Below are 13,697 nucleotides of genomic sequence, written 5' to 3'. Positions count from 1 at the left end.
GCCGAGTGCTGCCGACGGCGCTGGACGCCTTGGCGCTGGCGGCGCTCGGCGACGACACCCCACCGGACGTGTCGGCCGGCCTGGCCGGAGCGCTCGCCGCCCTGCACGCGGTGCACCGCGAGCGCGGACTGCCGCAGGCCGCCGACCTCGCCGACCGGATCGCCGAACGGCTGCTGGAGCTTCCGTCGGCCGGCCCGCCCGGCGACGAGGCGCCGGAGAGCCTCGGCTTCGCCTCGGGCGAGGCCGGGATCGGCTGGGCGCTCGCCCGGCACGCCCGGTTCGTCGGCGGCCCGCTGGGCGCGCGGGCCGACGCGGCCGGCCGGGCCAGGCTGACCTCCGCACTCGCGGCGGCGGACCGGCTCGACGCGGGCTGGTGCTCCGGCACGACCGGCGTCGTACTGGCGGCGGCCGACGCCGGAATCCGTCCGCATCCGGCGAACGACCCGGCCCGGGACGCGAGCCGCCGGCTCACCGAGCACCCGCCGGTGGCCGACCTCAGTCCGTGCCACGGCGAGCTGGGCATCGCGGAAGCGGTGGCCGCCCTGGCTCGGCATGGCCACGCCGAGGCGCGAAGCGGCCTGACCGGCCGGATCGGCCTGGTCCTCGGACTGCTCCACGCCTGGGGGCCCCGCTGCGGGACACCCGGGCGGGTGCCGACGCCCGGTCTGCTCACCGGGCTGTCGGGCATCGGCTACGCCCTGCTGCGGCTGGGCTTCGCCGACACCGTGCCCTCGGTCCTGCTGCTCGGCTCCGCCCAGGACGGCGGGTGGGGCTGAACGATTCCGTACCGCCGTCCGGCCCGGTGCCCGCGGCGCGGGCACCACGACGACCTTTTCGGTAAGACGAACAGTCGATATGACGACCAGTCGATACACAGAGCGATCCTCATCGGATCGACATCCATGGAAAGGAAGACCCATGTCCAGCTTCCCGCAGAGCGGTACCGTCCACGGCGAGCCCGAGGGCGCGTCCGCCGAGGTCACGGACCCGGCCGGCGAGATCCGGCTGGTCCGCCGGAACGGGGCATGCGCCCGGACCCGGGCGCTGGCCGGACTGACCCTCGGCAGCGGCGTGGTGGTCGGCCTCGGCTCCGCCGCCTTCACGACCGTGTCGGTACCCGCCTGAGCCTCCGTCACCAACGGCCCCGCAGGCGTCGTGGAGGACGTCACCCGGTTCGCTGCCCTTGCCGGCGTCCGCGCAGGTGTGCGGCTCTTGTGAGCGAGTGACTACTATCCGGAGGTATGCGTCTGCGGGCAGCTCATCTTATCGGCCGTGAGGCCGAAGTCACCGAGCTCGACGAATCGTTGCGGGAACTGAACCGGTTACGCGGAGGCACGGCCTTTCTGGTCGGAGAGGGGGGAATCGGCAAGTCGAGGCTGGTCGCCGAGTTGATCGGATCGGCGCTCGACGCAGGCGTCCGGGTCCTGAAGGGCCGGAGCAGCACCATCGGACCGATGGTGCCGCTCCGGCCCCTCACCGAGGCACTGATGCCGCTCTCCCGCGGCGGGGTGACACCGGACGAGGCGAGCCTCGGGCCGTACCGCCCGGTGCTCGGCCGGCTCGTCCCGGGCTGGAGCACCGGCGCCCCCGACCAGGGATCGACGGTGGTGCTCGCCGAAGCGGTCCTGCGGGTGCTCGCCCACGCCGGCCGCGAGAGCGGCTGCCTGCTGGTTCTGGAGGACCTGCACGACGCCGACACCGAGACCCTCGCCGTCGTCGAGTACCTGGTGGACAACCTCGAACAGCAGCCGCTCATGCTGGCGGTGACCCTCCGGTCCGACCCCGGCGAGGCGCTGAGCCTGGCCGTGTCCGCCGGGCGCCGTCGCAGCGCGACGGTGTTCCGGCTGGCACCGCTGGACGCCGACGAGGTCGGCCGGATGATCGCCTCCTGCCTGGACACCGATCCCGGCCGGCTGCCCGCCGAGGTGCTCGACCAGATGTGGCAGGACAGCGGGGGCATCCCGTTCCTGGTCGAGGAACTCCTCCAGGGCGCGGTCGCGGGCGGCTCGCTGGTCCGCGAGGGCACCACCTGGCGGGTGGTCGGCGACCTCCGCCGCAACATGCCCAGGGCGCTGCTGGAGGGCGCCATCCACCGCATCGACCAGTTGGGCCCGCAGGGGCGGACACTGCTCACAGCCGCCGCGGTGCTGGGCCGGCGCTTCCCCCTGTCGGTGCTCCAGTCGATGACCGGCGTCGACGACCGCAGCCTGCTCAGCCACCTGCACGCGAGCGTGGCGGCCCGGCTGGTCGCCCCGGACGAACCCGCCCCCGACTGGTACTCCTTCCAGCATCCGCTGACCGCAGAGGCGCTGCTCGCGCAGCTCACCCCGACCGCGCGTGCCGCCCTGTCCGACCAGGCCGCGAACGCGATCGAGACGCTCAATCCCGGTCTGCCGAGCGACTGGTGCCCACTGGTGGCGACCCTGCGCGCCGACGCCGGCGACCCCGTTCGGGCCGGCCGGCTTTTCACCGAGGCCGGGCGCCGGGCCCTCGCCGACGGCGCGGTCGGATCCGCGGTCGCGTTGCTCGACCGCGCCGAGCGGCTGCTGGCGGAAGGCGGCGACTCCGCCGCCCGCGCCGAGGCACTGGAGGCGCTGCTGCCCGCGCTCGCGGACACCGGGGACCTGACCCGGGCACTCAGCCTCACCGGCAGCCTGCGCGAACTCGTCGGAGCCGGCCTGGGCGCGACCCGGCTGGCGGCCCTGCACACCCGCCTCGCGCACGTGGCGTACATGGCCGGTCGCTGGGCCGACGGCAACGTCCAGATCGAACGGGCCCGCGCACTGCTGGCGACGGCGCCCGACGAGGCGCACACCGCGATGACCGACGTGGTGGAGGCGTACCTGTGCCTCGACACGCCGGGGCGGGACCGCACCCAGCGGGCCGAGCGGCTGGCGCGGGCCGCGCTCGCCACCGCCGAGCGGCAGGGCCTGCCCCTGGTCGCCTGCCAGGCCTGGGAACTTCTCGGCGTGGTCGCCCGCGAACGCGACCTGTCGGAGGCCGGCACCTACCTGGAACAGGCGATAAGCACCGCCGAACGGCACAGCCTGCCGCTCCAGCGGATGTACGCGCTCACCCGGCTCGGCGGCCTCCGTTGGCTGGACGACGGCAGCACCGCCGTCCTCGACGAGGCGCGCGCGGAGGCCCGGCGGCTGGGGGCGGTCACCGTCCTCTACGGCATCGACGGCATCCTCACCCTGCACGACGTGCTGCGCGGCCGGTTCGCCGACGCCCGGGTGCGGGGTGACGAGACGCTGACCATGGCGGCCCGCCTGAAGCTGACCTCGGTCGCCCGCTACCTGCTGATGGCCCGCTCGGTGCTGGCGGCTCACCAGGGCGACCGGACCGCCATGGAGGAGGCCCTGACCGACTTCGGACGCTGGGGCGGGAGCCGCTCGCCCGAGGAGCCGCTGGCCCTCGGCCTGGCACAGGTCTTCTGCGCCCTCCTGGAGGAGAACCGGGACGAGGCGGTCCGGACCATGGCCGACATCGAGGCGCTGGAGACCGAGAACCCGACCACCTTCCATCTGAGCGGACGGCACGGCCTGCGTCTGCTGCTCGACCTCCTGGACGGCCGGGCCGACCGCGGTGACCTCGACCGGCTGGCCGCCAGCGCCGCGGGCCGGATGCGCTGGAACCGCCACTTCGTCCTGCTCGCCGAGGCCGTCCTGCTCGGCCGGGAGGGCCGGCCCGAGGCGGCCGGACACGCGGCACTGCTCGCCCAGAAGACGGGCGCGCCCTATCCCACCGCCCGCCACCTCGGGCAGCGGCTGATCGCGGAGGAGGCCCACGCGCTGAGGTGGGGCGAGCCGGAGAGATGGCTGCGGGAGGCCGAGCACCACTTCCGCGAGACCTCCGCCACCGCGGTGGTCGGCGCCTGCCGGACCCTGCTGCGCGCGATCGGCGCGCCGGTGCGCCAGCACCGTACCGGCAGTGACCGGATTCCACCGGAGCTGCGCCTGATGGGCATGACGGTCCGCGAGTACGAGATCTTCCGGCTGCTGGCCGACCGCCCCAGCAACAAGGACATCGCCGCCCGGCTCTACATATCGCCGCGCACCGTCGAGAAGCACGTCGCGAGCCTGATCGCCAAGACCGGCCTGCCCAACCGCTCACAGCTCTGTGCCCTGGCCGCGGAGCAGTCCTGAAGCCGGCCGGATCCCCCCTGACCGCTCCGCCACCCGCGCCAGGTGCCCCGCGAACACCTCCCGCGCCCGCGGTGTCAGCGTCCGTAGTGCCACCAGCGCCGTGATGACCACGTCGCACAGCTCCGACTCGACGTCCTCCCAGGAGTGGGAGACGCCCTTGCGGGGGTTCTGGCCCGTCGCGCCGATCACCGCCTGGGCGACCTCGCCGACCTCCTCGGACAGTTTCAGCATCCGCAGCAGCAGGGCCTCCCGGCCGGCGACCGGCTCACCGGCGTCGAGCCAGGCCGACAGGGCGTCCACGGTTTCCCACAGATCGGTCCCGGCGGAAGAAGAGTGCGGGTGCCGCGGGGCGTCGGGGAGGCTGTCGTTCATGGGCGCAGCCTGCCCACCGTGGCCGCCCCCCGAACGGCACCCCTCGCTGAACGGCACCCCTCGCTCCCCTCACTCCTCGAACAGGGCCTCCTGTTCCCCCTCCTCGCGCCGCCGCAGCCGCCTGGTGCGCAGGCCGACGACGACCGCCGTGGCCGCCGCCGTCGCGCCGAGGGCGGCCGGGACCATCCAGTTCCGGTTGACCGTGTGGCCGAGGGCGTGGTCCAGGGAGAGGCGGCCGGGGCCGGTGACGGCCAGGCCGGCGGCGGTCAGACCGAGGGAGGCGGCGTACTCGTAGCCGCCGCTCTGCGCGAAGAAGCCGTTGGGTACGTGGACCGCGGAGGCACCCGCCATCGCACCGGCCGCCGCGGCGCCCGCCGCCGGGGTGGCCAGTCCCAGCGCGAGCAGTGCGCCGCCGCCGGTCTCCGCCAGACCCGCCGCCGTGGCGCTCGCCCTGCCCGGCGCGTACCCGACGGACTCCATGAACCGGCCGGTTCCTTCCAGGCCGTGGCCGCCGAACCAGCCGAACAGCTTCTGCGCGCCGTGCGCCATCAGCACCCCACCCGTTCCCAGCCGGAGCAGCAGCAGGCCCAGATCACGTCGGTCGTAACAGGTCACGATGACTCCCGGAGAAGCAGCCGGACAGGCGGAGAGCGGACAGGGCGACAGGAACGATCCCCCCGCGTGTCCACCGTCGCACCCCTCACACCTGACCGCCCCGCCCCGGAAGCCGTTCGGGTGGCGGGGCGGGGGGCGCGGTGTGAGGCTGACGCGTATGACGATCCATGCCGGCAAACTCACCGACCCGGCCGTCCGGGCCTTCGTCTCCGCGGTCAACTCCCATGACCAGGAGGCCTTCCTGAAGCTCCTCACCCCGGACGCGACCATGGCCGACGACGGTTCCGACCGCGATCTCACCGAGTGGGTCGACCGGGAGATCTTCTCCTCCCACGGCCATCTGCAGGTCGACAACGAGTCGGACGGCGGCCGGACCCTCCTCGCCCGCTACAGCAACGACACATGGGGTGAGATGCGCACCAGGTGGAGCTTCGTCGTCGAGGACGACGGCCGCATCTCCCGCTTCGAGACCGGTCAGGCGTAGGAGGGCGGAGCGCCGCGGCCGGCCCGGCCGGTCTCAACGGGCGGCGCGGCCACCGCCTGTTCCGTCAGTGTGATCCTCCCCGCGTCGATCGTGGCCGGCCGAGGTGCCCGCCGGGCGATCGACGACTCATGGGTGACCAGGACGAACGTCAGCCCGTACTCCTGCCACAGGCCCTCCGGCAGGCCCATGATGTCGCCGCGGGTGCCCTCGTCGAGGTCGCCGGTGGGCTCGTCGGCGAGCAGCCCCCTCGGCTTCTTGACCAGCGCGCGGGCGATCGCGACGCGCTGCCGCTGCCGGCCGGAGAGTTCGGCCGGCGCGTGGCCGAGACGCTCGCCGAGCCCGACCGAGCGCAGCGCCTCCGCCACCCGCTCGCGCCGCTCCGCGGCCTCGCACCAGGGAGGAACCCTTGAGTGACCCTGGGCAAGGGATGTGCGCAGGCCGGGAAAACGCCTCCGGGACCGGATCCTCATCCGGGCCGCCGCCACCCGCGGGTGCGCGTGTGTGGTGCACGGCAGCCGTTCCGCGGTCCGGTGCGCACCTCGCGGGTCTTCACGCGAGGTCCACCCCCATCCGGTGCGGCGGAACGGCTGCCGTCCTCCCCCTCGGTGCGGTCGACGGAAGCTCTGCCCTCCAACTGTGAAGTATTTGTGGAGGAGGTGTTGAGCATAAGCCCCCGACCGGCCCTTATGGTGCGGAATGCTCAATTCCGCTTGTGTAGGTTGCCGGTTCAGCCACGTCCCACGTACGGCATCGCCGTCGCCAGCACCGTCGCGAACTGCACGTTCGCCTCCAACGGCAGCTCCGCCATGTGCCGCACCGTGCGCGCCACATCGGCAACGTCCATCACCGGCTCCGGCGCGATCCCGCCGTCGGCCTGCAGCGCGCCCGTCTGCATCCGCGCGGTCATGTCGGTCGCCGCGTTGCCGATGTCGATCTGCCCGACCGCGATGCCGTAAGCCCGCCCGTCCAGCGACAGGGACTTGGTCAGGCCGGTCAGGGCGTGCTTGGTGGCGGTGTAGGCGACGGAGTGCGGGCGGGGCGCGTGCGCGGAGATCGACCCGTTGTTGATGATCCGCCCGCCCTGCGGCTCCTGCTCCTTCATCTGCCGGTACGCCGCCTGCGCGCACAGGAACGCCCCGTTCAGGTTGGTGTCCACCACGTGCCGCCAGGCGTCGTAGGGGAGTTCCTCCACCGGCACCCCGCCCGGCCCGAACGTGCCCGCGTTGTTGAACAGCAGGTCGAGGCGGCCGAACCGGTCACGCACGGCTGCGAACAGGGCCGCCACCTCGTCCGGACGTGAGACGTCCGTCCGTACGGCGAGACTCGCGGCGTCCGGCACCAGCGCGGCCGTCTCCTCCAGGGTCCCGGTGCGGCGGCCGGCCAGGGCCACCGACCAGCCGGTGCGCAGCAGTTCCACGGCGACCGCGCGACCGATGCCGGAACCGGCACCGGTCACCACCGCGATCCTCGACCCGGACTCGGACCGGGACTCCGACGCCGACTTCTCGGCAGTTCGCATGGGCTTCATGGCCCCGCAGCGTACGGGAGCCGGTGCCGCCGGCCCGCCGTGCGGCCCCGGGCGCGGCCTGTCATCCGGAACGTCCCCGTCCGCCATCCGACTGTTGTGTACCCGCCGAACCGCTGTCGCTCCAGGGTCGTCCCCGGCCACTCCAATGCCTCCTACACACACCGTCAGGGGAGCACCGGATGACACCCGCAGGCCACCCGTCCCAGCACACCCCCGAACTCCGCGAGGCCGCCCGCCACTTCGGCCGCCGCCGCTTCCTCACCGTCACCGGCGCGGCAGCCGCCCTCGCCTTCGCCGTGAACCTGCCGACCGCGGGCACCGCGGCCGCCGCCGAACTCGACCCCGCCCGGATCACCGACGACCCCTTCACCCTCGGCGTCGCCTCCGGCGACCCCCTGCCCGACTCCGTCCTGCTGTGGACCCGGCTCGCCCCGGCCCCCTACCAGCCCGACGGCGGACTGCCCGCCGAACGCGTCACCGTCCGCTGGGAGTTGGCCCACGACGAGAACTTCCGGCGCGTCGTCAGACGCGGCACCGTCACGGCCCACCCCGAGTTCCACCACACCGTCCACGTCGAGGTCCCCCACCTCGCCCCCGACCGCGTCTTCCACTACCGCTTCCGCGTGGGCGACTGGACCAGCCGGGCGGGCCGCACCCGCACCGCGCCCGTCTCCCGCGCCCGGGTGTCACAGCTCAGGCTCGCCGCGGTCTCCTGCCAGGCGTACGCCGACGGCTACTACACGCCCTACGCCCACCTCGCCCAGGACGACGTCGACGTGGTCCTCCACCTCGGGGACTACCTCTACGAGTACGCGGTCGACTCCGTCGGCAACCACCGCAACTACACCGACCGCACCCTGCCCGCCCTGTTCAACCGCGAGACGGTGACCCTGGAGGACTACCGCCTGCGGTACGCCCTCTACAAGTCCGACCCCGACCTCATCGCCGCGCACGCCGCCCACCCCTTCGTCGTCACCTGGGACGACCACGAGACCGAGAACAACTACGCCGACGACACCCCCGAGAACACCGTCCCGCCGGAGGAGTTCCTGCTGCGCCGCGCCTCCGCGTACCGCGCCTACTGGGAGAACCAGCCGCTGCGCCGCCCCCAGCGCCCCGACGGCCCCGACATGCGGCTGTACCGCCGCCTGCACTGGGGCGACCTCGCGCAGTTCGACATCCTCGACACCCGCCAGTACCGCTCGAACCAGGCCTACGGCGACGGCGCGCAGCTCCCCGGCCCCGACATCGACGACCCCACCCGCACCATGACCGGCGCGACGCAGGAACGATGGCTGCTCGACGGCTGGCAGGCCTCCCGCGCGCGCTGGAACGTCGTCCCGCAGCAGGTCACCTTCTCCCAGCGGAAGCTCGACCTCAACCCGGTCGCCAAGCTCTCCATGGACGCCTGGGACGGCTACCGCGCCTCCCGCCGCCGCGTCCTGGACGGCGCGCGGGCCGCCGGCGTCGACAACCTCATGGTCCTCACCGGTGACGTGCACGTCGGATACGCCTTCGACATCAAGGACGACTTCGACGACCAGGCCTCCCGCACCCTCGGCACGGAGATCGTCGCCACGTCGGTCAGCAGCGGCCGGGACGGCTCCGACAAGCCCGCGAACTGGACCACCTACACCACCGCCAACCCGCACCTGCGGTTCTACAACGGCCGCCGCGGCTACGTCACCGTCGCCCTCGGCCGCGACCTCGCCCGCGCCGACTTCAAGACCGTCCCCTACGTCACCCGGCCGGGCGCCCCCCTCACCACCGCCGCGTCCTTCGTCACCGAGGCCGGCGACCAGGGACTCAAGCCCGCCTGAGTCAGGAGACGGGCGGCGGCGGCCAGGAGTCGCCCCAGTCGGCGTCCCGCGCCGCCCTGTACAGGTCGCCCTGCCGCTTCGACACCGTCGTCCGCGCCAGCCGCTCCTCGGCCTCGCACAGGTCGAGGAGCACCTGTCCCTTGCGGATCTGGGGCCGCCGCACCACGCGGGACGGGGCCGGGGCGACGGGGAAGCGGGCGGCGGCCACATAGCCGAACTTCTCGTCCTCGTACGGCAGGGAGCCGCCCTTGACCTGCCGGTGCAGGGAGGAACGGCTCACCCGCGCCGAGAAGTGGCACCAGTCCTCGCCGGGCACCATCGGACAGGCGGCGCTGTGCGGGCAGGGGGCGGCGATACGGAAGCCGGCCGCGATCAGCCGGTCGCGGGCCTCGATGATCCTGCCGTAGCCGTCCGGGGTGCCCGGCTCGACGATCACCACCGCCTGCGCGGCCGAGGCGGCCGCGTCCACGAGGGTGGCGCGGTCGGGGGCGGGCAGTTCGTTGAGCACGTACGAGACGGTGACCAGGTCGGTCGGCTCCAGGGTGAGCGCCGAGCCGATCCGGGCACGCTGCCAGCGCGCCTGCTCCAGGGCCGGGTTCGACGCGGCCAGCTCCCGGCCGACGGCCAGGGCGGGCTCCGCCCAGTCCAGCACCGTCACCGGGCGGCGGCCCGGCCAGGTCGCGCTGACCGCCCAGGTCGCCGCGCCCGTTCCCCCGCCCACGTCGACATGACTGCCGGGCGTCCAGTGCGGGACGGCGTCCGCGAACGCCTCGAGCGCCGAGCGGACCGCCTCGAAGGTGGCCGGCATGCGGTACGCGGCATAGGCGGCGACGTCCGCGCGGTCGCGGAGGATCGGGGTGTCGGTCGGGGTCGCCCCGCGATAGTTCGCGATGAGCCGCTCCACGGCCTGACCGGCCTGCCGGGCCGGAAGCCCGTCGAGCAACTGATGGAGGGCGTCCGCCGGGGATACGGGGTCGTTCACCCACGAATTCTAAACGCGCCCCCACAACGCCGGACCCCACCCGTGCGGCCCTCCCGTGGGGCCCCACCCCGGGGCGCCGCCCCTGGAATCCCGCCGAGAGGCGGAGCCCTCGGCGGGGCGGCCTCACCGGTGGCGGGGCGGCCTCACCGGACCGCCCGTCTCACCCGCGTCCCCGCCGCCGCCCGGGGCGCGCTGCCCGCCCCCCGCCGCCGGGGATGCACCGTGTTGCCCAGCAGGACGAGGAACGTGTCCGTCGACGGGTCGATCACCAGCGACGTGCCCGTGAACCCCGTGTGGCCGGCCGCCCCCCGTCCCGCCAGCTCCCCCATGAACCCAGGCCTGGTCCACCGAGAAGCCCAGCCCCGGCGGGGTCAGCAGCAGCTCCACGAAGTCGGGTCCGAGGATCCGCGCGGGACCGTACGAGCCGCCCGCCAGCAACGCCCGGCAGAACACCGCGAGGTCCCGCCCGGTCGAGAACAGCCCCGCGTGACCGGCCACCCCGCCCAGCGCCCAGGCGTTCTCGTCGTGCACCTCGCCCCGCAGCATCCCCCGGTCCGCCTTCGCCCACGGCCGCCGCTGGTCCTCCGTGGCGGCCGCACCGGGACAGGGCCCGAAGCCGGTGGAGGTCATGCCCAGGGGACGGGTGATCCCGTCGTGGATCAGGACGTCGAGCGTGCGGCCGGTGAGCCGTTCCAGCAGCTGCTGGAGCAGCAGCATGTTCAGGTCCGAGTAGACGTACGTCCCGGGCTCGCTCACCGGCGCCTCCGCCCGCAGCAGCTCCAGCCGCCCGGCGCCGTCGGCACAGTCGTACAGCGGGAGTTCGGGCCGCAGCCCCGAGGTGTGGGTGAGGAGCCCGCGCACGGTGATGTCATGGGCGGACGCCGCCCGGAAGTCGGGCAGGTAGGCGCCCACGCGCGCGTCGATCCCCAGCGTGCCGCGCTCGATCTGCTGCACCGCGGCCACCGCCGTGAACAGTTTGGTGAGGGACGCGAGGTCGAAGGGCGTATCGACGGTCATCGGGACGCGGGACGCGGCCGGCAGCTCCACGCCGGCGTCGGCCTCCGGGTCGTAGCGCGCGTACCGCACCGCCCAGCCCGCCGCCTCCCGCACGGCCATGACGGGCCCGCGCCCCGCGACCACGACGACGCCGGCCGCCCAGGGGCGTTCCCCGGTGGTCAGTTCGTGGACCTCGCGCGCGAGGTGACGCATCTCCTCGGGGTCGAGCCCGGCCCGTTCCGGGGTGTCGACCCGCAGTCTCGGCGCGCTCAGCTGTCCTCTCCCACTTCCGGCGTCGTACGAGCGGAAAGCCCGGAAAGCTCCTTGGCGGGACCCTCGGCCGCCGCCCCCGTGTCCTTCCAGGGACGGCACATTCCCACGAAGAAGGCCAGCGCCACCATCGCGGCCACCAGTTGGACGACGGCCATAGGGACCGCCGTGTCCTCGCCGGCGACACCGACGAGCGGGGAGGCGACCGCGCCGATCGCGAAGGAGGTGGTGCCGAGGAGCGCGGAGGCGGACCCGGCGGAGTGGCGTACCCGCAGCAGCGCGAGGCTCTGGGCGTTGGGCAGGGTGACGCCCATCGCGGACATCAGCACGAACAGGGCGGCCGACACCGGCACCAGCCCGACCTCGCCGAACACGCCCGTCGCCATCAGCAGCAGCGCGGTCGCGGCCAGCGTGACGACCACGAGGCCGGCCGCCAGGACCCGGTCCAGTCTGACCCGTCCGACCAGCACCTTGCCGTTGATCTGCCCGACGACGACCAGCCCGACGGAGTTCACGCCGAACAGCAGACTGAACGTCTGCGGCGAGGCACCGTAGATCTCCTGGATCACGAACGGCGATGCCGCGATGTACGCGAACAGCGCGGCGAAGGCGAAGCCACCGGTCAGCAGATAGCCGGTGAAGGGCGGGTCGGCGAGCAGCCGGCGCATCGAGCGCAGGGCCTCCCCGACGCCGCCCGAGTGGCGCTCGGCCGGCGGCAGCGTCTCGGGGAGCCTGGCCGCGACGACACCGGTCAGCGCGATGCCGACCGCGGTGAGGACCACGAACACGCCCCGCCAGTCCGTCACCCGCAGGATCTGCCCGCCGATCAGCGGCGCGACCACCGGGGCGACGCCCGAGATCAGCATCAGGGTGGAGAAGAAGCGGGCCATGGCCACGCCGTCGTACAGGTCGCGCACCATGGCCCGCGCGATGACGATCCCGGCGGCGCCCGCGAGGCCCTGGGCGAGCCGGAAGGCGACCAGCAGCTCCACGGTCGGCGCCAGCGCGCACAGCGCGGTCGCCACCACGTACACGGCGAGCCCGGCGAGCAGCGGACGGCGGCGGCCCCACCGGTCGCTCATCGGGCCGACCAGCAGCTGCCCCAGCGCCATTCCGGCCAGGCACGCGGTCAGCGTGAGCTGGACGGTGGTGGCGGGCGCGTGCAGTGCGTCGGTGACCTCCGGCAGCGACGGCAGGTACATGTCCATGGCGAGCGGGGGAGTGGCGGTCAGCCCGCCCAGCACGAGCGTGACCAGCAGCCCCGCCCGGCGTGCTGCCCGCGGCGGTGCCCCCCGTCCGGTCACGGCCGCCTGCGACACGTCCGGTATCGCCCCACCCTCCGCCATGTGGCCCCTCCCTCGGTGACGTCTGCGCCACCTATGCTCTCAGCTCGTACGGATCGTACGGACTGCTGGGACGGCATGAGGGTGGGCGCATGACGACGGACACGGTGCGGTGGGGGATTCTGGCGACCGGCGGGATAGCCGCCGCGTTCACCGCGGACCTGATCGACCTGCCGGACGCGGAGGTGGTGGCGGTCGCGTCACGCACCGAGACGTCGGCGCAGGCGTTCGCCGAGCGTTTCGGGATACCCCGCGCGTACGGCGACTGGGAGACGCTGGCCAAGGACGCGGACATCGATGTCGTCTACGTCGCCACCCCGCACTCCGCCCACCGCGCCGCCGCCGGGCTCTGTCTGGAGGCCGGCCGGAACGTGCTGTGCGAGAAGGCGTTCACGCTGAACTCGCGCGAGGCCACCGAACTCGTCGGGCTGGCCCGCGACAACGACCGCTTCCTGATGGAAGCCATGTGGATGTACTGCAACCCCGTCGTCCGCCGCCTGAAGGCGCTCGTCGACGACGGCGCGATCGGCGAGGTGCGGACCGTGCAGGCCGACTTCGGCCTGGAGGGCCCCTTCCCGCCCTCGCACCGGCTGCGCGACCCCGCCCAGGGCGGCGGCGCCCTCCTCGACCTCGGCGTCTACCCGGTCTCCTTCGCCCACCTGCTGCTGGGCGAGCCCACGGGCGTCTCCGCGCAGGCCGTGATCTCCGCCGAGGGCGTCGACCTCCAGACGGTGGCGGCCCTGTCCTGGGACTCCGGCGCGCTGGCCGCGCTGCACTGCTCCCTCGTCGGCGGTACGGGCGTCACCGCGTCGGTCACCGGCACGCGGGGCCGTATCGACATCCCGTCGGGCTTCTTCCACCCCGACCGCCTCGTCCTGCACCGGGCCGGCCGCGACCCGGAGGAGTTCACCGCCGACCCGGCCGACGGGCCCCGGACGACGATGCGGCACGAGGCGCGTGAGGTGATGCGCGCGCTGCGGGCCGGGGAGACCGAGTCCCCGCTCGTCCCGCTCGACGGCACCCTCGCCGTCATGCGGACGCTGGACACCGTCCGGGAGCGGATCGGCGTGCGCTACCCGGGCGAGTAGACCCCGGCGACGGGGCCGGCCACCCGGCCGACGAGACGGCTCGTCTCATCT

The 13,697-nt window shown here is 73.8% G+C and carries 12 protein-coding genes and 1 pseudogene; 6 read left to right on the top strand and 7 right to left on the bottom strand.

The window, feature by feature from the left end; translation table 11 throughout:
* The first annotated feature begins 110 nt into the window (after nucleotides 1–110).
* From BM536_RS43100 to BM536_RS23715, 3 genes are all read left to right on the top strand, one after another.
* A complete protein-coding gene (locus BM536_RS43100) occupies nucleotides 111–776 on the top strand; it encodes a lanthionine synthetase LanC family protein (RefSeq protein WP_245873717.1) in 666 nt (221 codons plus the stop codon).
* A gap of 142 nt (nucleotides 777–918) precedes the next feature.
* The gene (locus BM536_RS23720; RefSeq protein WP_073494776.1) at nucleotides 919–1,125 is read left to right on the top strand and encodes a hypothetical protein; all 207 of its coding nucleotides are present in this window, start codon (nucleotides 919–921) and stop codon (nucleotides 1,123–1,125) included.
* A gap of 116 nt (nucleotides 1,126–1,241) precedes the next feature.
* On the top strand, nucleotides 1,242–4,148 hold the full coding sequence (locus BM536_RS23715) for a helix-turn-helix transcriptional regulator (RefSeq protein ID WP_094103431.1): 2,907 nt from the start codon (nucleotides 1,242–1,244) through the stop codon (nucleotides 4,146–4,148).
* On the opposite strand, the gene BM536_RS23710 is transcribed toward BM536_RS23715, so the two are convergent.
* Nucleotides 4,113–4,520, bottom strand: a complete 408-nt coding sequence (locus BM536_RS23710; protein WP_073494774.1) for a MazG-like family protein — start codon at nucleotides 4,518–4,520, stop codon at nucleotides 4,113–4,115. The genes BM536_RS23715 and BM536_RS23710 overlap by 36 nt on opposite strands.
* Before the next feature lie 69 nt (nucleotides 4,521–4,589).
* Complete coding sequence (locus BM536_RS23705) at nucleotides 4,590–5,135, bottom strand: DoxX family protein (RefSeq protein WP_094103430.1); 546 nt, start codon at nucleotides 5,133–5,135, stop codon at nucleotides 4,590–4,592.
* Nucleotides 5,136–5,292: 157 nt separating this feature from the next.
* Here BM536_RS23705 and BM536_RS23700 point away from each other — a divergent pair, with 157 nt between their 5' ends.
* Nucleotides 5,293–5,619: a hypothetical protein gene (locus BM536_RS23700; RefSeq protein WP_073494772.1), complete on the top strand. Its 327-nt coding sequence runs from the start codon at nucleotides 5,293–5,295 to the stop codon at nucleotides 5,617–5,619.
* Here BM536_RS23700 and BM536_RS23695 read toward each other — a convergent pair.
* Together BM536_RS23695 and BM536_RS23690 are read right to left on the bottom strand one after the other, a co-directional pair.
* A complete protein-coding gene (locus tag BM536_RS23695) occupies nucleotides 5,610–6,089 on the bottom strand; it encodes an ATP-binding cassette domain-containing protein (protein ID WP_425444661.1) in 480 nt (159 codons plus the stop codon). The genes BM536_RS23700 and BM536_RS23695 overlap by 10 nt on opposite strands.
* A 257-nt stretch (nucleotides 6,090–6,346) precedes the next feature.
* Nucleotides 6,347–7,138: an SDR family oxidoreductase gene (locus tag BM536_RS23690; protein WP_073494770.1), complete on the bottom strand. Its 792-nt coding sequence runs from the start codon at nucleotides 7,136–7,138 to the stop codon at nucleotides 6,347–6,349.
* Between the two features lie 188 nt (nucleotides 7,139–7,326).
* Between BM536_RS23690 and BM536_RS23685 the strand changes: the two genes are divergently transcribed.
* Nucleotides 7,327–8,967, top strand: a complete 1,641-nt coding sequence (locus BM536_RS23685) for an alkaline phosphatase D family protein (protein WP_073494768.1) — start codon at nucleotides 7,327–7,329, stop codon at nucleotides 8,965–8,967.
* 1 nt (nucleotide 8,968) lies between these two features.
* Here the strand turns inward: BM536_RS23685 and BM536_RS23680 are convergent, their stop codons facing one another.
* From BM536_RS23680 to BM536_RS23670, 3 genes and pseudogenes are all read right to left on the bottom strand, one after another.
* The gene (locus BM536_RS23680; RefSeq protein WP_094103429.1) at nucleotides 8,969–9,949 is read right to left on the bottom strand and encodes a small ribosomal subunit Rsm22 family protein; all 981 of its coding nucleotides are present in this window, start codon (nucleotides 9,947–9,949) and stop codon (nucleotides 8,969–8,971) included.
* A gap of 143 nt (nucleotides 9,950–10,092) precedes the next feature.
* Nucleotides 10,093–11,158: pseudogene (locus tag BM536_RS23675) on the bottom strand (serine hydrolase domain-containing protein).
* Nucleotides 11,159–11,214: 56 nt separating this feature from the next.
* Entirely contained in the window at nucleotides 11,215–12,561 is a 1,347-nt protein-coding gene (locus BM536_RS23670; protein WP_094103428.1) for a multidrug effflux MFS transporter, read from the bottom strand.
* Nucleotides 12,562–12,650: 89 nt separating this feature from the next.
* On the opposite strand from BM536_RS23670, the gene BM536_RS23665 reads away from it, so the two are divergent.
* Nucleotides 12,651–13,646 carry a Gfo/Idh/MocA family protein gene (locus BM536_RS23665; RefSeq protein ID WP_073494766.1) on the top strand — a complete coding sequence of 332 codons (996 nt, stop codon included), beginning with the start codon at nucleotides 12,651–12,653 and terminating at the stop codon, nucleotides 13,644–13,646.
* Nucleotides 13,647–13,697: the final 51 nt, after the last annotated feature.

This window comes from Streptomyces phaeoluteigriseus (genome assembly GCF_001896135.2).
Taxonomy (GTDB): domain Bacteria; phylum Actinomycetota; class Actinomycetes; order Streptomycetales; family Streptomycetaceae; genus Streptomyces; species Streptomyces phaeoluteigriseus.
The sequence above is the reverse complement of the archived record's forward strand: the minus strand, read 5'-3'. Positions and strand labels throughout refer to the sequence as shown.